General features: G+C 76.3%; 1 protein-coding gene. It reads left to right on the top strand.

What is annotated here, in order from left to right; genetic code table 11:
• Positions 1-240 precede the first annotated feature (240 nt).
• The coding region (locus AC2W7A_RS12810; protein WP_485991663.1) for a CpaE/TadZ family protein at positions 241-1,003 on the top strand (763 nt) is incomplete at its 3' end.

A 1,003-nucleotide genomic window follows, 5' to 3' on the forward strand; every position in this document is an offset into this window, starting at 1 on the left:
GGAGCAGACGGGGGAGGGAGGGTGCCCTGGGCGGCCAGGACGGCGCCGGACCGGACCTCGGAGCGGTCGGGGGGTCCCGTCACCGGCACGGAACACGACAGCGAATCGGGTCGCGGTGCGACGGGTGTCGCGGCGGGGCCGGCCGGCTCTGCCCAGGAGGCCGCAGCGCCAGCCCCTCGACCTGGACGCGTCACCGCCGTATGGGGCCCGACCGGCGCCCCGGGACGGACGACGGTCGCGGTGAACCTGGCCGCGGAGACCGCGGCGCAGGGCGCGCGCGTCCTCCTGGTGGACGCGGACACCTACGGACCCGCCGTCGGTGTCCTGCTGGGGCTGACGGACGAGTCGGCGGGACTGGCCCGTGCCGCTCGGGCCGCGGACCGCGGACGGCTCGACCGTGACGCCCTGGCCCAGGCCGCCGTGACCGTGCGTGCGGCCGGAGCGGACCTGTCCGTCCTCACCGGGGTGACGCGTCCGGAACGGTGGCCGGAGGTGCGCGGTGCGGCCCTGGAGGAGGTGCTGAGGCAGGCACGGACGGACTTCGACGAGGTCGTCGTGGACGTCGGCTTCTGCCTCGAGGAGGACGAGGAGCTGAGCTTCGACGTGCCGGCACCGCAGCGCAACGGTGCGACCCTCGCCGCGCTGCGGGCGGCGGACAGGGTGATCGCCCTCGGAACCGGAGACGCGGTCGGCCTGCCCCGGCTCATGCGGGGGGTGGAGGCACTGAGGGAGGCGGTCCCCGACGGCCCCGAGCCGGTCGTGGTGGTGAACCGGGTGCGGCCCACGGCGTCCGGTACAGCACCCCAGTCCCAGATCTCGGCGGTGTGGAGCCGATTCGGCCCGGGCCGGCCTCCGGAGGTGTTCCTGCCGTCGGACACCGGTGCCTGTGACCGTGCCGTGCTCGGCGGGCAGCTGTTGGCCGAGGCGGCGCCGAAGAGTCCTTTGCGCAGGGCGCTGGCCTCGCTCGCCACCGCTCCGGCGGACCCCCGGGACGTGGCCGGGC

Source organism: Micrococcus sp. LASM2_SD2, from assembly GCF_057364565.1.